Below are 23,394 nucleotides of genomic sequence, written 5' to 3'. Positions count from 1 at the left end.
GTAGTCCTTATCATTGTTTGTTATCTCCGCCGGTATCGTTTTTCCGAGAATCGTTTTCGCCTAAAATTGCCATTAACTCTTCGGCTGACATCGCATCAAGATCGCTTTGAATTGATTCAATGTCGTTGTCGCCGATTGCACTCATTTGTGCTGCAAAGATGATGTCTGCCTGTTCCATTAATTTGGGTGAAACAAACAGGGAGGTCAGAGGAACATTGACCATAAACTGACTTTTTATATGGGTTATCAGCCGGATAACCATCAATGAATGACCGCCCAGTTCAAAGAAGTTGTCATGACGACTAATGCGTGTCAGCCCTAACAATTCCTGCCAGATTTGTGCCAGTGCTGTTTCTATCCTTCCCTGTGGCGCTTCATATTCATGTGTCACTACCGCAGAGAGTTCAGGCTCCGGCAACGCCCGGCGATCCAGTTTGCCATTTGGTGTGAGAGGGAAAGTAGTCAGCACGACATAGGCACTGGGCAGCATATATTCCGCCAGATGTTCTGCCAGTTGGCGGCGCAGAACCGCCGGATCAAGTTCAGCGCCATTTTGGGGCAGCAGATAGGCAACGAGGCGTTTATGCTCTGGTTTATCTTCACGAAGGATAACCACCGCTTCACGCACACCGTGACACTGTTCAAGCCTTGTCTCGATTTCACCCAGCTCAATACGGAAGCCCCGTATTTTGACCTGAAAGTCATTGCGGCCGAGATATTCGATATTGCCGTCAGGTAGCCAGCGCCCTAAATCACCGGTTTTATACATGCGCATACCGGGTTTACCGGAGAACGGGTCGGGCAGGAAACGTTCGGTAGTCAGCTCCGGGCGGTTCAGATAGCCACGGGCAACACCTGCTCCTGCAATATAGAGTTCGCCTGCAACGCCCAGTGGCACAGGCTGACCATAAGCATCAAGGATATAGATGCGTAAATCATCCAGAGGCTGCCCAATCAGGCTGCCATGCCTTGCGTGGATATCTGTTTCTGTCAGTTCACGATAGGTAGCATGTACGGTAATTTCCGTGATGCCATACATATTCACCAGACGGGTTTGTTCGGTAGGATTGTGTTCAACCCACGGGGCTAGGGTGTGCAACTCTAATGCTTCACCGCCGAATATAATGCAGCGCAGTGTGTGATGCTCATGCGGCATCATATCCTGAGCCGCAATCAACTGGCGGAAGGCACTTGGAGTCTGGTTCAGAATAGTGACCTGCTCACGACACAGTAGTTCATAGAACATCTGAGGTGAGCGGGCACATTCAGTCGGGATCACCACCAGCTTGCCCCCGTAAGCCAGCGCTCCCCACAATTCCCATACTGAGAAGTCGAAAGCAAAGGAGTGAAACAGCGTCCAGACATCGTTGTTATCAAACCGGAACCGCGCCTGTGTCGCTGCCAGCAGACGGGTCACATTGGCGTGTTCAACCATCACCCCTTTGGGTTTACCGGTAGAGCCGGAGGTATAAATCACATACGCCAGATGGTGTGGCATCACTCCCAGTGCTTGGGTATCCGGATTATCGGTTGGTTGTTCCGCCAGTAACGATGCCTGAGTGTCCAGTTCCATAATCGGGACAGTTATCACCGATGTAGAGAGGAACAATTTTTCCGCTTGTGCTGCCTGAGTCAGCAGGATCTGCGGGGATGAATTTTCCAGCATGTAGGTCAGTCGTTCGGTCGGGTAAGCAGGGTCCAGTGGGACATAACCCCCGCCAGCCTTGAGAATAGCGAGCAGGCTGATAATCAGCTCCGGGCCGCGTTCGAGGCAGACGGCTATCCGATCATCTGGTTGCACTCCCTGCTTAATCAGATAATGAGCCAGCTGATTAGCGCGACAGTTCAGCTCGTTATAACTCAGTGTTTGTTCCGCAAATATAATGGCAGTGGCGTCAGGCGCACGGGCTGATTGTTCCTCAAACAACTGGTGTATCAGGATGTTATGTGGGAATTCCACCTGATTAGCATTGAAATCGGTCAGCAACTGCTTGCGTTCTGTTGCAGGCAGGATTGAGATATCCCGCAGCAAATGTTGTGGGTTATGTGTCAGCGCATCAATCAGACCATTAATTGCGGTTACCAGATAAGCGGCTATTCTGTTCGGGTCAATGCCGGTTATTGTTTGTGAAATTAGCCTGAATCCGGTGCCTAAATCGTCCACTGACAACGTGACTGGGTAGTTGGTGCGCTCTTCTGCGGTCAGAATGCGAATGCCCGTCCATACAGTGTCAACGGATTCAGCAGTCTGACTATGGCGATAATTCAGCAGGGAGCTGAACAACGGCATTGACTGCGGTACACCGCTGCATTGTTGTGCCAGAACCAGAGGGGCCTGCTCATGCTCCAGCAGCAACATTAAATTGTGGAAGGTATCCTGAACCGCTTCCTGAATGGTGCAATCACCGACAGAAATTCGCATTGGCAGGGTGTTGATAAACATCCCTAATACCTGCTCGGCTCCTGCTCCTCCCTGAAGCCGTCCCAACAGGACGGAGCCGAAAACCGCATCATCACGACCGCTGGTTTTTGCCAGCACCTGCGCCCACGCCACATGGAACAGAACACTCGGACTGACTCCCAGATGTCGCGCCTGAGTTCGGATCGCCGCTGCCAGCTCTGGGGCAATAGTGAGACAGGATTCAGCCACCGTTTCGCCGTCAGTCTGAACTTTCAGGATACCAAACGGTGCGGTGGGTTCGTCGATATCAGCAAGTCGGCTGCGGAAATAAGCCTCGTGTTCCGATTCCGGCACGTGCAGTGTCCGGGCGATAAAGTTGCGATAGGGCAGAACGGCAGGCAGTATTTTCGTATTCCCTGTCAGGAACTGCGCAATCTCTGCAAAAATCAGCTCCAGCGTCATATGATCACTGACCAGATGATGGAAGCGCAGTGCCATCAGCCATTCATTGTGTGCCGGGTCGTGAGCAATATCTGCGGTAAACAGCGGTGCACGATCCAGATTGATACGATATCGGCGTGGATCGGTATGCTCTCTGAGTTGGGTAACAATATCGATTTCAGTGGCTGGCGTGAAAATATTGATACTCAGAGACGCCTGACGCCAGACAACCTGAACCGGCTGAACTAAATCCTGCCAGTATGCCGCTGTTCGCAGAATATCATGGCGATTGATAACCTGTTGCAGTGCAGACAGAAACGCATCAAGACGTTCGCGGGAGTCAAAAGCGAGCAGGCTTTGCAGCAGGTAATTGTCACCCTGTACCTGTAACAGATGATGGAACAGGATCCCTTCCTGCAACGGTGACAACGGATAGATATCCTGTACATTGGCAGCGCCGCCGGGCACGGTAGCGACAATGGCATCTATTTCTGTCTGGGACAGCGCAACCAAAGGCAGCATGTCTGGTGTGATCAGCCGACAATTTTCAGGAATGCCGTTAGGCGGCACGATAAATGTATCGTCAGTATCACGCTGAATAGTCTGTGCCATATCGGCAAGGACAGGAGAAATAAATACGCTGCGCACATCCAGTTGCCAGCCGATGAGACGTAACTCCTCGATCAGGCTGACAATCATCAGGGAATGCCCGCCTAACTCAAAGAAATGGTCGTGACGACCAACACGCTCCAGTTTTAACAGGCGTTGCCAGATTTGTGCCAGTGCGATTTCTGTTTCACCCATTGGCGACACGTAGCGATGTGATACCACGGCTGATGAATCAGGGGCAGGCAATGCCCGCTGGTCGAGTTTCCCATTTGCTGTCAACGGGAAAGCATCCAGTGTGACAAACGCACTGGGCAGCATATAGTCGGCAAGGTGTTGTGCCAGTTGCTGACGCAATTCTGTCGGATTCAGTATGGCATCAGGTTGTGGCAGCAGATAGGCCACGAGTTGTTTTTGATGTGTTCCGTCCTCACGGGCGATCACGACAGCTTCACGGACTCCGGCACACTGTTCAAGTCTGGCTTCAATTTCCCCTAGTTCAATGCGGAAACCGCGTATTTTGACCTGAAAATCATTACGGCCGAGATATTCGATATTGCCATCAGGTAGCCAGCGCCCTAAATCACCGGTTTTATACATGCGTGTATCGGGCTTAGCGGAGAAGGGATCAGACAGGAACCGCTCTGCGGTCAGCTCAGGGCGGTTCAGATAGCCACGGGCAACCCCTGCTCCTGCAATATAGAGTTCGCCTGCAACGCCCAGTGGCACCGGCTGACCATAGGCATCAAGGATATAGATGCGTAAATCATCCAGAGGCTGCCCAATCAGGCTGCCATGCCTTGCGTGGATATCTGTTTCTGTCAGTTCACGATAGGTAGCATGTACGGTAATTTCCGTGATGCCATACATATTCACCAGACGCGTCTGTTCGGTAGGATTGCGTTCAACCCACGGGGCGAGGGTGTGCAACTCTAATGCTTCACCGCCGAATATAATGCAGCGCAGTGTGTGATGCTCATGCGGCATCATATCCTGAGCCGCAATCAACTGGCGGAAGGCACTTGGAGTCTGGTTCAGAATAGTGACCTGCTCACGACACAGTAGTTCATAGAACATCTGAGGTGAGCGGGCACATTCAGTCGGGATCACCACCAGCTTGCCGCCGTAAGCCAGCGCTCCCCACAATTCCCATACTGAGAAGTCGAAAGCAAAGGAGTGAAACAGCGTCCAGACATCGTTGTTATCAAACCGGAACCGCGCCTGTGTCGCTGCCAGCAGACGGGTCACATTGGCGTGTTCAACCATCACCCCTTTGGGTTTACCGGTAGAGCCGGAGGTATAAATCACATACGCCAGATGATGGGGTTTCAGCGCTGATTTTTGTACATCCGGGTTCCCGAACTGTGCATGACCGGGTAATAAGTCAGCGGATAATAAATTATCCAACATAACATTATCCAACATAACTACAGGCAGGGGACTGGTGAGTTTTTCGGCCAGTGTTGCCTGAGTCACTATCACCACCGGATTTGAATCTTCCAGCATATAGGCCAGTCGTTCGGCAGGATAAGCCGGGTCAAGCGGGATATAGGCTCCTCCGGCCTTGAGGATAGCCAGCAGACCGACTACCATTTCCAGACTCCGCTCGACACAAATTGCTACCCGATCATCCGGACGTACACCCTGCGTAATCAGCTGATGCGCCAGATAATTGGCGCGTTGGTTGAGTTCACCATAGCTGAGGGTCTGCCCTTCAAATACCACGGCAACTGCATCAGGATATTGCTCTGCCTGAGCCTCAAACAGCTGGTGGAGCAACGCATTATCGGGAAAATTATTCAGTGGGAAATCAGCCTGATGCGCATTGAAATCCATCAGTAATTGTTGCCGCTCTGATTGCGACAACATAGGCACAGTGGCAGCCAGTTGTGATTCATCTGCCAGCATGGCGTTCAGTACATTGGAGAGATAACCCAGCATGCGTTCAATGGTTGCTGCATCAAATAATGCACTGGCATAGGTCAGCTCGCCTGTCAGACCGGTATCGGTTTCGGTTAATGACAGGGTTAAATCGAAGTGGGCACTGTGGTGTATCGGCTCCATCACAGTGAGTTGTAAATCCGGTAATGTCAGTACCTGTGCCGGTGTGTTATTTAACGCCAGCATAACCTGAAATATCGGGCTGTAACTCAGGCTGCGCTCAGGTTGTAACGCTTCCACTACCTGCTCGAAGGGCAGATCCTGATTGGCATAGGCCGTCAGTGTCTGTTCCCGAATCTGTCTGAACAAATCGGCAATTCGGGCGGAGTCATCCAGCCTGACACGCAGGGCCAGTGTATTCACAAAGAAGCCGATCAGCCCTTCCAGTTCGCGATGCTGACGGTTGGCAACCGGTGTACCGATGACAATATCATCCTGTCCACTCAGTCGCGCCAGCACGATACTCCATGCTGTCAGCAGAGTCATAAACAGGGTGTTGTTATGGCGTTGTCCGAGTGTTTTCAGCGAAGCCAGTAATTCCGCATTAAAATGAACGGGAACTCTTCCTCCGGTAAAGGTTTGTGACGCGGGACGTGGCCGGTCTGTTGGAAGTGTCAGCAAAGCAGGCGCATCGCGGAGCTGGTGACACCAGAACTCCCGTTGTCTGTTAAGCGTGGCTTCATGCAGTTTGTCACGCTGCCAGACAGCATAATCGGCATACTGAATGGGTAGGGGTAATAACGGGTTTTCCTGATTTTCAATAGCTGCCCGATAGAGAACGCTCAGCTCACGTATTAGCACACCGACAGACCAGCCATCGGAAATAATATGGTGCTGGGTGATCAGTAATACATGTTCATCATCAGCCAGTTGCAGTAATTGACCACGTATCAGTGAACCTTGAGTAAAATCAAACGGTATTCTGGTTTCGGTGGTAGCAAGTTCTGTCATTCGCTGGGTTTGCTCATCGGCAGTTAATGAGCGCAGATCCTGATAAGACAACGCAAATCTGCTGTCAGCCGTTGCAATCTGCTGGCGGGGCTGGCCTGCGGCCAGTACAAAACGGGTACGCAGGATCTCATGTCTGGCGACCAGATTGTCGAATGTTTGGCGCAGGGCATGGTGACTGAGTTCTCCGGTCAGACGCAATACCAGCGGAATATGGTAAGCCAGGCTGGCAGCCGGATCGAGTCGGCCTAAAAACCACAGTCTCTGTTGAGCAAAGGAAAGCGGTAGCGGCTGGCTACGATCAGCGAGCGGTATTGTCATTTGAGAGGTTGCTGCAACATCAGTCAGTTCCTGAGCTAAATCCATCAGACGTGGCTGATCAAACAACTGTTGCAGCGGTAATTCCCGCTTCAGTACCTGACGGATACGGGCTGTAAGCTGAATAGCCAGTAGTGAATGCCCGCCCAGTTCAAAAAAATGGTCATAGCGTCCGACTCGCTCCAGTCCCAGCAGATCCTGCCAGATCCGGGCTAATGCGATTTCCGTTTCACCGACAGGCGCTGCATAGTCACGGGTTGCTACTGCCGATGAATCCGGTGCAGGAAGTGCCTGACGATCTAATTTGCCATTAGGAGTCAGCGGGAAAGTTTCCAGCATAATAAACGCACCGGGCAGCATATAATCAGCAAGATGTTGAGTAAGCTGGCTACGTAGTTCTGCTGGTTCGAGTTCAGCGCCTTCCTCTGGTTGCAGATAGGCAACTATTCGTTTCTGATTGGGTTCGTCCTCCCGTATCAGAACTACCGCTTCACGTACGCCATCGCACTGTACCAGTCTGGCTTCGATTTCCCCCAGTTCAATACGAAAGCCTCGCAATTTGACCTGAAAGTCATTGCGTCCGAGGTATTCAATATTGCCATCCGGCAGCCAGCGCCCCAGATCTCCGGATTTGTACATACGTGCATCAGGTTCTGAAGAGAATGGATCGAGCAGAAAACGCTCTGCGTTCAGTTCCGGGCGATTCAGATAACCACGGGCAATACCTGCACCGGCGATATAGATCTCACCGGAAACTCCGACAGGAACAGGTTGAGCCTGTTTATCCAGAATATAAATTCTCCGGTTACCGATAGGGCGACCAATCGGAATTTTGATTTCACCTTCACCGGCTTTTTCTGGCATGAGCGGCATTTCATAAACAGTGGCAATCGTTGTGGCTTCTGTTGGCCCATAGGCATGCAGCAAATGTTGTGGAGGATATTCCGCCCGGAAACGAATGGCGGTATGGGCGTTGGCTTGCTCACCGCCGAACAGGAGGTAACGCAGACCCGATAACGTAGAGGCGATCAGGCTGACATACTGATTAAACAACGCCGTAGTCAGGAACAGTGCACTGACTTTCTCTGCTGACAGAGCCTGGCCAAATTTGTCAGGCTGTAACAGGGTTTTTTCGGGTATCAGTAGAATACGTGCACCATGTGTCAGAGCAGCCCAAACTTCCCATGTTGCCGCATCAAATGAGATGTTGGCACAATGGGCTATGCAGTCATCCGGCCCGATATCGGCAAAGCCGTTATTGATAAGCAGGGAAATGACATTTCTGTGTTCAACCATGACACCTTTCGGCTGACCGGTTGAACCGGAGGTATAAATAACATAGGCCAGATGGCGTGATGTCAGCCCTGAAGCCTGAATGTCAGGGTTACGCGTTGGGAACGATGCGGAACTGTCTGACTCATCGTCCAGCAAGATAACAGGTAAGGTGCTGTTCAGTTTTTCATGCCACTGAGCCTGTGTCAGTAAGGCAACCGGGGAAGCATCCTCAAGCATAAAGTTAAGCCGCTCAGCCGGATAGTTAGGATCAAGTGGCAGATAAGCGCCACCGGCTTTGAGAATGGCCAGCAACCCAATAACCATTTCCGGACAGCGTTCAATGCAAATAGCGACCCGATCATCCGGGCGTATGCCGAGTGTCAGCAGGTGATGTGCCAGACGATTGGCTCGCTGATTCAGTTCACGATAGCTCAGCGTCTGATTTTCATAGGTGACGGCAATAGCATCAGGACACTGTAATGCCTGAATTTCGACTAGCTGGTGGATTAGCGCATGTTCCGGGAATGCGCTTTGCGTTTCAGGAGCATTAAAATCCACCAACAGCCGTTGCCGCTCTGATCCCGATAAAATCGGAATATCCAGAATCGGTTGCTGAGGATGATCAATTAAAGCTTCAACCAACCCTTTAATCGCAGTTATCAGATAGCTTGTGACCTGATCAGGTGAAATTTCAGTCACAGTCAGCGCTGTGAGCTGAAAACCGTCACCTAAGTCATCCACGGACAGGGTAATGGGGTAGTTAGTTCGTTCTTCCGCTGCGACCACACGCATACCCACCCAGATGGTATCCATTTCAGCCTGAGTCATCTGACTATGGCGATAATTCAGTAAGGCACCGAACAACGGCATCGGCTGTGCCACGCCACTGCACTGTTGTGCCAGTGCCAGCGGAGCCTGCTCGTGTTCTAATAGTGCGGTCAGACGGTGATAGGTGTCCAGCACGGTTTCCTGCACACGACGACCCGCCAGAGAAATGCGGATTGGCAGAGTATTAACAAACATTCCCAGCATTTGCTCTGCCCCGGTGATGCCCTGCAAACGACCCAGCAGCACGGAGCCAAAAACCACATCATCGCGACCGCTGGTGTGTGCCAGCACTTGTGCCCAGGCAACATGGAACAGGACGCCGGGACTGACTTCCAGACGGCGGGCTTGTGAGCGGATAGCTTCTGCCAGATCGTTATCAAGTAAAACGCGGGCTTTGGCGACGGGATTACTGTTATCCCGTGATTTATTATTATCAGGTGATGCACTGAGCTTCGGCATTTTAAGCACACCAAACGGTGTCGTAGGCTCGTCGATATCAGCCAGTTGTTCGCGGAAATAACTTTCGTATACTGAAACAGGCACATTCAACGTTTGAGCGATAAAATTACGGTAAGGCACAGAGGTAGGCAGAACATTGGCATTTCCCTGTCGTATGCGGGCAATTTCGGCGAATATCAGATCGAGTGTCACATGGTCGCTGACCAGATGATGGAAACGCAGCGCCAGTAACCACTCATTCTGGGGGATATCGTGTGCTATATCAGCAGCGAATAACGGGGCACAGCTCAGGTCAATGCGATGCCAGCGCGGATCAGTATGGGCTTGTAATTGAGCAGCTATATCACCCTTTGTTTCTGGTGCTAACTCGTTTATATTCCATTCTTTAATACACAATTTCGCCTGACGCCAGACTACCTGAACGGGTTGTGCCAGATCCTGCCAGTAAACCGAGGTGCGCAGAATATCGTGACGGTCGATTACCTGCTGCATGGCGCTCAGGAAACTATCAAGGTGAGTTCGGGTATCAAAGGCAATAAGGGTATGTAATAAATAGTCATCACCCTGTGTCTGTAACAGATGATGGAACAGAATACCTTCCTGTAACGATGCCAGCGGATAGATATCCTGTACATTACCCGCTCCGCCGGAAACACTGGCGGTGATAGCGTCAATTTCTGACTGGGACAGTGAAACCAGCGGCAACATATCCGGTGTAATAGCCTTACAGTCATTTGAAATAAGGTTAGGTGGCACAACAAAAAATTCCGCATCACGCTGAGTGGCTGCTGCCATATCTGCAAGCACAGGCGTCGTGAACACACTGCGGACATCAAGTTGCCAGCCGTGGTTGTGCAGTTCTGCAATCAGGTTGATAATCATCAGCGAATGGCCGCCCAGCGCAAAGAAATTGTCATGGCGGCTGACCTTCTCCAGACCTAATAGCTGTTGCCAGATCTGAGCCAGAGTTATTTCCACTTCGCCAATGGGCACTTGGTAGTCTTGTACTGCCAGAGCAGACAGATCAGGTGCAGGCAGTGCCTGACGATCCAGTTTGCCATTTGGCATCAGCGGGAATGTCTCAAGGATAATAAAAGCACTGGGCAGCATATATTCAGCAAGATGCTGAGCAAGTTGCTGACGGAGTTCTGCCGGAACCAATTCAGCTTTCGTTTCTGGTAACAATGTGGGTAACAAATAGGCGACGAGACGTTGCTGATGAGTCTCATCCATGTGGATCAGAACTACGGCTTCACGCACACCGGAACACTGTCTGAGCCGTGCTTCAATTTCCCCCAGTTCAATGCGGAAGCCCCGCAGTTTGATTTGAAAATCATTGCGACCAAGATATTCGATATTGCCGTCTGGCAACCAGCGCCCGAGATCGCCGGATTTGTACATACGCGCATCAGGTTCTGGAGAGAAAGGATCGAGCAGGAAACGCTCCCGCGTAAGTTCAGGCCGGTTAAGATAACCACGGGCTACACCGGCACCACTGATATAGATTTCGCCCACCACCCCAAGCGGAGTAGGTTGGCCATAAGAGTCAAGAATATAGATTTGGGTGTTAGCAATAGGGTGACCAATCGGGATTTTTATTTCACCCTCACCGGCTTTTTCTGCCATGAGTGGTATTTCATAGGCGGTAGCAAATGTGGTGGTTTCCGTTGGCCCATAGGCATTAACTAAATGCTGAGGCTGATATTTCTCCCGGAAATGAATGGCAGTACGGCTGTCCGCTTGTTCACCACCGAACAGGAGATAGCGCAAACCTGATAAAGCAGGAGCAATCAGGCTGGCATACTGATTAAACAGTGTTGTAGTCAGGAACACTGCACTGGCTTTCCCTGATGACAGGCATTGACCAAACAGATCGGGCTGTAACAGGATTTTTTTCGGAATAAGCAGAATACGTGCCCCGTTAGCCAATCCTGACCAAACTTCCCATGTTACCGCATCAAATGACACGTTGGCACAGTGCGCAACGCAGTCACTTGGTCCGATATCAGCAACACCATTATTGAGAATCAGAGAAGTTACATTCCGGTGTTCGACCATGACGCCTTTCGGTTGACCCGTTGAACCCGACGTATAAATGACGTAAGCCAGATGGTGGGATGTCAGTCCTGATCCCTGAACATCAGGGTTGTGGACTGGAAACAAGGCTGAGCTGTCTGATTTATCATCCAGCAGGATCACGGGTAAAGTACTGTTAAGTTTGTCACACCACTGGATCTGGGTCAGCAAGGCGACCGGAGAAGCTTCCTCAAGCATATAGGCCAGCCGTTCAGCCGGAGAGTCCGGATCGAGTGGCAGATAAGCACCACCCGCTTTGAGAATAGCAAGCAGGGCGATAATCATCTCCGGACTACGTTCAGCACACAGGGCAACCCGATCATCAGGGCCTACTCCCAGCGCCAGTAAATGATGAGCCAATTGATTAGCTCGCTGGTTCAGTTCGTGATAACTCAGCGTCTGGTTTTCATAAACCACTGCAATAGCATCAGGACGCTGTAATACCTGTGCTTCAACAAGCTGGTGGATAAGTGCATTTTGTGGGAAACCGGATTGGGTAGAACCGATCTGAATAGCATTGAAATCTACCAACAGTTGATGTCGTTCCGATTCTGGTAGCATGGGCAAAGTAGCAATACATTGTGTATCATCAGTGACCATTGCTGTGAGCACATTGACTAAATAGCCAGTCATGCGCTCAATGGTTGCGGAATCGAACAAATCCGCTGCATAAGTCAGTTCACCTGTCAGACCGCTTTCGTTTTCGGTCAGAGACAGGGTTAAATCAAAATGTGCGCTGGGGTGTGCCTGTTCTATTGGTGTACAGCGGATATCGGGCAGGTTTAATACCTGAGCAGGGGTGTTGTTTAAAGCCAGCATCACCTGAAATATCGGGCTGTAACTGAGATTGCGTGCCGGCTGCAAGGCTTCCACCACTTGTTCAAAAGGCAGATCCTGATTGGCATAGTCATCCAGCATCTGTTCACGGATCTGAACCAGCAGGTTAGTAATACTGTCGGAATCGCTTATTTTGGTACGCAGGGCTAATGTATTGACAAAAAAGCCGATTAATCCTTCCAGTGTAGGGTGAGGCCGGTTGGCAACCGGTGTACCGATGACAATATCATCCTGCCCACTCAGCCGGGCGAGGACAATACTCCATGCTGCCAGCAGAGTCATAAACAGGGTGCTGTTATGGCGCTGCCCCAGCTTCTTCAATGAAGCCAGTAGTTCGGCATCAAAATAAACAGGAACCCGCCCGCCGACGAACGATTGTACCGTCGGGCGGGGTCTGTCAGTCGGCAACGTTAATAAAGACGGAGCATCTTTAAGCCGGGAAGACCAGAAATCACGTTGTGCAGTCAGAGCCGATCCCTGCAACCAACCACGTTGCCAGACGGCATAATCGGCATACTGAATAGGTAATGGCAGTAACGGGTTTGCCTGATTTTCAAAAGCCGCATGATAGAGGACGCTCAGCTCACGCATTAGCACACCGACAGACCAGCCATCGGAAATAATATGGTGTTGGGTGAGCAGAAAGATATGTTCTTCATCAGCCAGTTGCAGCAAGTGAGCACGAATCAATGGCCCCTGTGTGAAATCAAATGGCGTCAGGGTTTCAAAAGCGGTCAGTTCAGTGATACGGTCAGTTCTTTCTTCAGGCGCTAGCGGGCGTAGATCATGGTAAGAGAGCGTGAAACCGGTATCCGCCTGATCAATGTATTGGCAGGGATGACCTGCTACAGAGATAAAGCGGGTGCGCAGGCTTTCTTGCCGAGCCACCAGATTATTCAGTGCCTGACTCAGTGCGTGGTGACTGAGTTGCCCGCTGAGACGTAATGCTACGGGAATATGATAGGCCAGACTGGCGGCCTGATCGATTTGTGCCAGGAACCATAACCGTTGTTGTGCAAAAGAGAGTGGTAATGGCTGGTTTCTGTCAGCAACAGGGATCTCGATTTGGCTGGCTGTTGTAGTTTCGGTGAGCAGTTGTGCCAACTCAGCCAGAATTGGCTGATCAAAGAGTTGTTTTAATGACAGTGTTTTTGCCAATTCCTGACGAACGTATGCGACAAACTGAACTGCCAGCAGGGAATGCCCCCCCAGTTCAAAGAAATGGTCATAACGTCCGACTTGCTGTATGCCGAGTAATTTCTGCCAAATCTGAGCCAGAGCGGTTTCCACTTCACTGATCGGTGCTTCATAACCACGGGTCACTATTGCTGTCAGATCAGGTACCGGAAGCGCCTGACGATCCAGTTTACCATTGGATGTCAGCGGGAACGTTTCCAGCATGACAAAAGCACTGGGTAGCATATAGTCAGCAAGGTGTTGTGAGAGTTGCTGACGCAATTCAGCGGGTACTAACGATAGGCCATTGTATGGCTGCAAATAAGCGACCAACTGTTTTTGCTTTGATTCGTCCTCACGGGCAATCACGACAGCTTCACGTACACCGTCACACTGTATCAGTTGCGCTTCAATTTCCCCCAGTTCAATGCGGAACCCACGGATTTTGACCTGAAAATCATTGCGACCGAGGTATTCGATATTACCATCAGCCAGCCAGCGTCCCAGATCCCCTGTTTTATACATGCGCGCATCAGGCTCTGAGGAGAAAGGGCACTCAAGAAAACGCTCAGTAGTTAGCTCAGGCAGATTCAAATAACCGCGGGCAACACCGGCTCCGGCAATATAAATTTCTCCGGCAACGCCAACAGGAACAGGCAGTCCTTTGGGATCAAGAATATAGATTTGGGTATTGGCAATCGGGCGGCCAATAGGAATAGAGCGAGTGATATCAATAGGGGATGTTATTACATAGGTAGCCGCAAACGTGGTGGTTTCCGTCGGGCCATAGCCGTTAATCAGATAGGCAGGCTGAGATTCAGATGAGAATACCTGCCGGATCTTACCGGGATCGAGAACATCACCACCGACAAGCAGATAGCGTAACTGCCCGAACATCGGCATAAGAATATCAAGGTAGGCATTGAACAAACCGGCAGTCAGCCAAAGTGCGGTCACTTTCCCTTCAATGAGTGAATGACTGAAACGCACCGGGTCAAGCAGTACAGCCTGAGAAATGATATGTAAACATCCGCCATTCAGCAGGGCTGACCAGATTTCCCATGTTGAGGCATCAAACGCAATATTGGCACAATGAGCAACACGGTCATCAGGGCCGATATCCGCAAAACTGTTATTGATAGTAAGGTGGAGCACACTACGATGCTCAACCATGACTCCTTTGGGTTGTCCGGTTGAGCCGGAGGTGTAAATCACATAGGCCAGATTTTTTGATGTCAGATGAACAGTGGGATTATCGACCTGTTGTGTTGGCAGGACAGTTTCCTGTTCATCCAATAATACGGTCGGAATGTGGTTTTCCGACAATTTATCCGCATGAGCGGTATGAGTCAGTATGGCTACGGGAGCAGCATCCCTAAGCATATACTGCAATCTTTCCGTCGGATAAGCCGGATCAAGGGGTAAATATGCGCCTCCGGCCTTAAGAATGGCGAGCAAGCCAATAATCAGCAGAGGGCTGCGCTCGACACAAATCGCGACCCGATCATCGGGGCGTACACCTTGTGCAATCAGATGATGCGCCAGATAGTTAGCACGTTGATTAAGTTCGTCATAGCTAAAGGAATTGCCTTCAAACACTATAGCGATGGTGTCGGGGCGATGTGCGGCCTGCTCCTCAAATAATTGATGGATTAAACCCGACTGGGCACTTTCTGTAGTCTGAGCTGCGTTGAAATCTACCAGTAATTGTTGCCGCTCTGTGGCAGGCAGGATGGATAACGTCTGAATAAGCTGCTGCGGATTGCGAGCCAGTGAGTCAGTTAAACTACGAAGGGCTGTTTCCAGATAAGTGGTAATGCGAGCCGGATCAATGCCTGCTCCTGTCAGCGCTGTCAGACGGAAGCCTGCTCCCGTATCATCCACGGATAGGGTGATTGGGTAATTTGTCCGCTCCTCCGCCGCGAGAATACGCATACCTAACTGAGGCATCTCAAAAATATCAGCTTCATTGAGCCGGGTATGGCGATAATTGAGTAGAGTACTAAACAGTGGCATTGGCTGCGCCACGCCGCTGCATTGCTGAGCCAGTGCCAGCGGTGCCTGTTCGTGCTCCAGTAAGATGGTCAGATTGCGATAGGTAGCCTGTACGGTATCCAGTACACTCTGGCCTGTCAGGGAAACCCGTACCGGCAGGGTATTGATAAACATACCCAGTGTTCGGGCTGTTCCTTTGCCACTCTGCAATCGGCCTAATAGCACTGAGCCGAATACAACATCATTACAGCCACTGGTTTGTGCCAGTACTTGTGCCCATGCGACATGAAACAGTACTCCGGGGCTGACGCCCAGACGACGAGCCTGATGGCGGATATTCTCCGCCAGAACCGGATCGAAAGAGAGGCGCGCTTCAGCAACAGGTTCATCATCCGATAGGGAAAGTACGCCAAAAGGTGCGGTGGGCGTGTCGATATCAGCAAGTTGTTCACGGAAATAGGCCTCGTGTACCGCTGGTGGCACGCTTAACGTCTGGGCGATAAAGTTACGATAAGGCAGGGCGGCAGGTAATGTTTCAGGTTGTCCTTGTTGTTTCTGGATAAGCTGTATCAGGGCAATTTCGTCGAAAATCAGCTCCAGTGTCATATGATCAGCGGTCATATGATGAAAATGCAGTGCCAGCAGCCAGTTATCCTGAACCGGATCATAAGCGATATCTACCAAAAATAGTGGTGCATGGTTTAGCTTAAGACGGTGTTCACGCGGATTATTGAGCGCTCTGAGCTGAGCGGGAATATCATCTGTTGTGGACGGAATGAACTCATTGATCGTCAACCGTGCCTGACGCCAGACCACCTGAACCGGTTTGACCAGCCCCTGCCAGCAGGCGGCTGTACGCAGGATATCGTGGCGGTCGATAACATACTGAAAACCGGACAGGAAATCATCAAGGTATGCTCGGTTACTGAAAGTGAGCATACAATGGAGCAAATAAATATCACCCTGTTCCTGTAATAGGTGGTGAAACAGGACGCCTTCCTGTAACGGTGCCAGTGGATAGATATCCTGTATATTGCTGGCTCCGCCGGGAGTGACTTCGACAATCGCATCAATTTCGGCTTGTGAAAGTGAAACCAGTGGCAGCATATCCGGTGTAATGGCTGTGCAATCAGCCGGAATAAGGTTAGGCGGAACAACAAACGTATCGGCATCACCCTCAATCGCCTGAGCCATGACCATCAGGACAGGCGCTGAGAACACACTGCGAACATCCAGTTTCCAGCCAAATTTGTACAGTCGTTCAATCAGACTGACAATCATCAGCGAATGACCGCCCAGTTCAAAGAAATGGTCATGGCGGCTGACCTGTTCTAACCCTAGCAGCTCCTGCCAGATGTGTGCCAGTGCGGTTTCTTTCTCCCCTATGGGAGCCTGATAACTGCGGGTTATCACTGTCGAAACATCAGGCTCAGGCAGTGCCTGACGATCAAGTTTTCCATTAGGGGTTAACGGGAAGGTTTCCAACATAACAAAAGCACTGGGCAGCATATATTCAGCAAGGTGTTGAGCGAGTTGCTGGCGCAGTTCTGAAGGGGAGAGTTCAACACCCTTCTGTGGACATAAATAGGCGATCAGCCGTTTTTGTTCACCTGTTTTTTCCTCAATAGACTGTTTATTAAAAGTATCTTCACGGGCGATAACCACGGCTTCACTCACGCCGTGACATTGCATCAGCTGTGCTTCAATTTCCCCCAGTTCAATGCGGAAGCCGCGAATTTTGACCTGAAAATCATTACGTCCGAGGTATTCGATATTACCATCAGGCAACCAACGCCCGAGGTCACCGGTTTTGTACATGCGGGCATCGGGTTCTGAGGAGAAAGGATCGGCGGGGAAACGTTCCATTGTCAGTTCTGGACGATTCAGATATCCCCGCGCTACACCCGCTCCGGCAATGTGGATTTCACCAACAGTTCCTATGGGGACAAGCTGAGCTGATGGATCAAGAATGTAAATCCGGGTATTGGCGATCGGACGTCCGATATGGTTGTGAAAACCCGTTGCCCGATCCATACGTGTCCATGTTGAATAAACGGTCGTTTCAGAAGGGCCATATAGATTGCATATGTGCGGGATAGGGGTGTATGCAAATAACTGGTTAACCACATGCGATTTCACGGCTTCACCGCCTAAATTGACGGTTCGTATACCCATTGGCATAGCATTCGCTTCAATCAGTTGCGGGATAGCCGAGGGCACGGTATTGATCAGGCTGAGGTTCTGTTTTGTAGCGATAGAGCTTGTATTGATCAGCGACAACACATCAGGGACAAGATGCACTGTACCGCCAGAAAGCAGAGGTGTGAAACATTCGTATACAGATAGATCAAAATTCAGTGACGTGGAAAAAAGGGTGTGTGCCAGCTCTTGTTGGCTAAATGTTTTCCGCGCCCAGTTCAGGAAGTTGACGGTATTGCGGTGTTCGATTGCCACACCTTTCGGCAGCCCGGTTGAACCGGAGGTGTAGATGACATAGGCCAGATGGCGTGAAGTCACTCCCCGTGACTGTGCGTCAAGGTTGTGTTCGGGCAGTTCTGCCAGAGAGGAGGAGCTGATATCAAGTATATTGTCGAGCAGAACAATTGGTACAGAGCTGTGTAGCGTGCCAGCCAGTGTTGTCTGAGTCAGAATGGCCGTCGGAGCTGAGTCTTCCAGCATATAGGCCAGCCGTTCGGCAGGGTAAGCCGGATCGAAAGGGACATAAGCTGCGCCCGCTTTCAGAATAGCCAGTAAGCCCACAATCATTTCGGGGCTGCGTTCGACGCAAATGGCAATTCGATCATCCGGTTTTATTCCCAGCTTAACCAGATAATGAGCCAGTTGGTTGGCATGACGGTTAAGCGCGCCATAGCTCAGGGTTTGTTGTTCGAAAACGACAGCGATAGCCGCCGGAGTCTGTGTCACCTGTTGTTCAAACAGTTCATGGATTAGGGCGGATTGTGGACTGTTTATTTCTGGAAAAGAGTCTTGTGTGGCGTTGAAATCCACCAGCAACTGCTGCCGTTCTGCTGCGGACAGCATGGGTAAGTGCGTAACGGCTTGTGTTTCATCTTCTGCCATTGCTGTCAGAACATTGATGAGATAACCCACCATGCGTTCAGCGGTTGTGGCATCAAACAGATCAGCGGCATATTCCAGTCCGCCAGTCAGACCTGTATCACTTTCGGTCAGTAACAGCATTAAATCGAAGTGGGCACTATGACCCGTCTGCTCAAGCCGGGTGATTTGCAACTCGTGCGATGTCTGATCCTGAACCGGCGTATTATCCAGCGCCAGCATAACCTGAAAGATAGGGCTATAGCTGAGACTACGTTCAGGCTGTAAGGCTTCAACGACTTGTTCAAAAGGCAGATCCTGATGAGCGTAAGCAGCCAGTGCCTGCTCCCGCACTTGAGCCAGCAGGTCAGCGACAGAGAAATGATTATTGAGTTTGATCCGCAGGGCCAGTGTATTAACAAAAAATCCCATCAATCCTTCAAGCTCAGAGAGTGATCGATTGGCGATGGGGGTACCGATGACGACATCATCCTGACCACTCAGCCGCGACAACACGATACTCCAGCCAGCCAGAAGCGTCATAAAAAGGGTGGTATCGTGGCGTTTTCCGAGAGCCTGAAGTGATGCCAGCACCGTGTTATCAAGCTGGAAAGGCACCTGACTGCCGATGTAGGACTGGATTGCCGGACGTGGCCGATCTGTCGGGAGTGACAATAGTACTGGTGCATTCTCAAGTTGTATACGCCAGAAATTTTGTTGGGCCGTGAAGATGTTTTCCTGTAACCATTCACGTTGCCAGACGGCATAGTCGGCGTATTGAATGGATAAGGGTGGCAAAGAAATATCATGGCCGTTAAGTAATGCATGATAGATAATATCCAATTCACGCATGAATACACCGATAGACCAGCCATCAGTAATTATATGATGCAAAGTGATCAGTAACAGATGCTCTTCATCGGTCAGTTGCAGCAGATGACCACGAACAAGTGGCCCGTGGATAAAATCAAAGGTCGTCTGAGCTTCAAGGGTTGTAATCTCTTCAATTCGCTCAGTACGTAGCGCCGGATCTAAGCTGCGTAACTCATGGTAGGACAAGGTAAAGCCGGTATCAGCATGATCGATATGCTGATAAGGCTGGCCTTCAACCAGTATAAATCGAGTGCGCAGGCTTTCATGGCGGGCAACCAAATAATTGAGTGTGCTGGTCAGGGTATGATGGTTAAGCCGACCTGTCAGACGCAGTGCTACCGGAATATGGTAGGCCCGGCTGGCAGCCGAATCGAGCTGGTTCAGGAACCATAAGCGCTGCTGAGCAAAGGACAGCGGTAGTGGCTGACTGCGATCAGTCGAGGGGATAACGGCCTGCGTGGATACTGCTGCTTCAGTAATAATCTGAGCTAACTCCATCAGGACAGGTCGGGTAAAAATCTGTTGCAGAGGGAGTTCTCGTCCCATGATCCGGCGTATACGGGCCGCCAGCTGGACAGCCAGAAGAGAGTCACCACCCAATTCAAAGAAATGGTCACGGCGACCAACCTGTTCTAATCCTAATAAACTTTGCCAGATTTGCGCTAAAGCCGTTTCTATTCTTCCTTGTGGTGCTTCATACTCATGCGTGACTACCGCAGATTGCTCAGGTAACGGCAAGGCACGGCGATCCAGTTTACCATTCGGGGTAAGAGGAAAAGCGGTAAGCACTACAAACGCACTGGGCAGCATATATTCTGTCAGATGTTCTGCCAGCTGGCGGCGCAGAACAGCCGGAACCAGTTCAACACCATTCTGCGGCAGTAAATAGGCGATTAGACGTTTATTTTCTGGTTCGTCTTCACGAAGGAGAACGACGGCTTCACGAACACCGTGGCACTGCTTAAGTCTGGCTTCAATTTCCCCCAGCTCAATGCGGAAGCCCCGTATCTTGTACTGAAAATCATTGCGGCCAAGATATTCAATATTACCATCCGGCAACCAGCGCCCTACATCCCCGGTTTTATACATGCGCTCAGCCGGATTACCGGAGAACGGGTCGGGCAGGAAACGTTCGGTAGTCAGCTCAGGGCGGTTCAGATAGCCACGGGCAACGCCTGCTCCTGCAATATAGAGTTCGCCTGCAATGCCCAGTGGCACAGGCTGACCATAGGCATCAAGGATATAGATGCGTAAATCATCCAGAGGCTGCCCAATCAGGCTGCCATGCCGTGCATGGATGTCCGCTTCTGTCAGTTCACGATAGGTCGCATGTACGGTAATTTCCGTGATGCCATACATATTCACCAGACGCGTCTGCTCGGTGGGATTGCGGTCAACCCACGGGGCAAGGGTGTGCAACTCTAACGCTTCACCACCAAAAATAATGCAACGCAGGGTGTGTTGCTCATGCGGCATCATATCCTGAGCCGCAATCAACTGGCGGAAGGCACTTGGAGTCTGGTTCAGAATAGTGACCTGCTCCCGGCAAAGCAGCTCATAGAACATCTGAGGCGAGCGGGCACATTCAAGTGGAACAATAATGAGTTTGCCGCCGTAAGCCAGCGCTCCCCACAATTCCCATACTGAGAAGTCGAAAGCAAAGGAGTGAAACAGCGTCCAGACATCGTTGTTATCAAACCGGAACCGCGCCTGTGTCGCCGCCAGCAGGCGAGTGATATTGGTATGTTCAACCATCACTCCTTTGGGAAGACCGGTTGAACCAGAGGTGTAGATAATATAGGCCAGATGGTGCGGCATCAGCCCTAATGCCTGTGCATCCGGGTTTTCAGCCGGTTGTTCTGCCAGAAATGAAGCGTCGGTGTCGAGTATATTATCGAGCAGAATTGTTGGTACGGAGCTGGTCAGTTTGTCAGCCAGTGTTGTTCGGGTCAGTATTATCACTGGCTCTGAATCTTCCAACATATAGGCCAGCCGTTCGGTAGGGTAAGCCGGATCGAGTGGCACATAGGCTCCGCCTGCTTTCAGAATAGCCAGTAAACCCACAACCATCTCCAGACTGCGCTCAATACAAATAGCGACTCGTTTATCTGGTCTTACACCCCGTGCAATCAGATAATGAGCCAGACGATTGGCCCGGCGATTGAGTTCGTCATAACTCAATTTTTTCCCGTTAAACTCGACGGCAATGGTATCGGGAGACAGCGCTGTCTGGGTCTCAAAAAGCTGATGAATTAAGACATGTTGCGTGAAGTTCTGCTGAGTGGCGTTAAAATCCACCAATATCTTTTGCTGTTCAGTCGGCGACAGCACCGGCAAGTATCGGGTCAAGGTTTCCGGAGCAGAGAGCGCGGCTTCTATCAGGGTGACTAAACGGGATTGAAGTGCTGTAACCTCAGTCTGACTCAGGAAATCGGGAGAGTAATTAAACTCCAGTGTCACCGGTTTTCGGATATCTTCACTGTTCGTTGTAAAGGCATAATGATGGATTGCAATAATCAGAGGAAACGGGTTACCGCGCTGCATTTTGACACATGTGAGTGAAGCCTCCGGCAGACTGGCATTCATTTCGATCTTCTCATATGACAGTATGATATCGAACAACTGATTCTGGCCTGTTTTCTGACGGGTCTGTAAGTGTCGGTTTAATTCTGCAATAGGTAAGCGTTGGCGCTTATAACAACGTCGCAACTCGGTTGCTACTTTTCTCATAACATCAAGAAAAGAATCATGTGGGTCTACGGTGATACCAACGGGGATCACTGAGGTAAACATCCCGACCATACGTTTTTGTTTGATGTTTTTACGGTTATGTACGGGGATGCCAAAAACAATTTCCTCTGTGCTGTCAGTGCGTGAAAAATGCGTTGTACGGAAAAAATAACAGGCCAGAACGGCATACATAAAATGCAGCACGGATAATCCGTTTGCCGCAACCAGCTCTTCGATACGCTGAAAAAGCGTCCGGTCAAATTGATAAATTAAAGGCTCAGGGGTCTGGTGTTTTGTGGTTTTGTCTGAACTTGATGGTTTGAGTAATGCAGGGGGAAAATTTTCATAGCGTTCCAACCAGAATTGCAGATCCTGTATATAGCGTTTTGAATTCAGATAGGCGATGTCTTCATCCACAAAGTCGATATAAGAGGGGGCGCTTTCAGTGATTGCTTCACCTCTGGCCAATTGACTGTAAGTGTTGGCTATTTCCTCAGTAATCAGCCCCAAAGTGGTTCCATCCCCGATAAGATGGTGGCAGAAGAACTGCCAGTTCCAGCGTTTGTTACCCAGCCGGAACAGCTCAAAACGGAATAATTCATTATTTAAATCGAACGGGCGTAAAAAGGTTGTGCGGAAATGTTGTTCAGCCAGCTCTTCTGGGTTGGCATACCCGGAAAAATCATCCACTGTTATGGAAACAGGTAAAGTATTATCAATTTTTTGCAGGGGTAATTCTTGTGTATCAATCAATCGTAAACGGAGTGCATCATGACGCTCAACAACATTTTTAAAAGCCTGAATTAACAGCGCTTCATTTAATTCTCCCTCAATGAGAATCACTGAACCGATATTGTAACAGGTATTATCAGGACGAAGGATTTGATCAAGCCAGACAACTTGTTGTGGAGAACTGAGTGAGAATGTGCAAGAGGAAGATTCAGAAGTATTCTCATATGAAGGCTGGGCTTCGTTATTGATACGATTGCACGACATAGGCATCACTTAACTCCTGCTTGTTAGGCTTATTGATTAGCCTAATGATTGAATATGATTTATTTAACCCAAAATAATGAATAAAAATTAATGTGTTATAGTTAAACTTCTTTCAATTCTCTCTGAGCGAGGGCAATTAAACTGGGGCTGTAGAATGGGGATGGGATGGAGGATTTGAGCCAAACCAGATAATCTGCTGTAGAGAGTTGATCGAAAATTTGCAGTCAGAAGATAGGAATACGTAATTTACCTCATATGCAGGCTGATTTTCGTTATTGAGACGAGAGCGCGACATAAACATTACTTAACTCCTGCTTGTTAGACTAATAATGAGTCAAATATTAAATACTTTTTATTCGATACAGTTTCTCGGGAAGGAAATTGAACAGATAACCTTTATAAGGTAGATACTTTATTTTTTTAATCCCCTTTCTAAA

1 protein-coding gene is annotated in these 23,394 nt (G+C 50.0%); it reads right to left on the bottom strand.

The features are described 5' to 3' along the window. Positions 1-10 precede the first annotated feature (10 nt). A complete protein-coding gene (locus AACS92_RS00945; protein ID WP_099108244.1) occupies positions 11-22,963 on the bottom strand; it encodes a non-ribosomal peptide synthetase in 22,953 nt (7,650 codons plus the stop codon). Positions 22,964-23,394 lie beyond the last annotated feature (431 nt).

This window comes from Xenorhabdus sp. KJ12.1 (assembly GCF_963876495.1).
GTDB classification, from domain to species: Bacteria; Pseudomonadota; Gammaproteobacteria; order Enterobacterales; family Enterobacteriaceae; genus Xenorhabdus; species Xenorhabdus stockiae.
This window is presented reverse-complemented; position numbering and strand designations above follow the sequence as displayed.